Below are 232 nucleotides of genomic sequence, written 5' to 3'. Positions count from 1 at the left end.
GATGTTTACTTTGCTTCTTCATTACGATTATCTAGTTTTCAAAGAACGATTAAAAAAAGCTTTGAGAGAATTGCTCCCTCAAAACTAAACAAACAAAGATCGTGTACAAACTGTTTTGTCTGGCTCACAAGTCCAGCTTTATCCTTAGAAAGGAGGTGATCCAGCCGCACCTTCCGATACGGCTACCTTGTTACGACTTCACCCCAATCATCTGTCCCACCTTAGGCGGCTG

The 232-nt window shown here is 42.2% G+C and carries 1 rRNA gene; it reads right to left on the bottom strand.

What is annotated here, in order from left to right:
* Positions 1-148: 148 nt before the first annotated feature.
* Positions 149-232, bottom strand: a 16S ribosomal RNA gene (locus tag M3610_RS28745); the annotation flags it as partial.

This window comes from Neobacillus sp. MER 74 (assembly GCF_023714155.1).
Note: the sequence above shows the minus strand (reverse complement) of the source record. Positions and strands in the feature narration are given on the sequence as shown.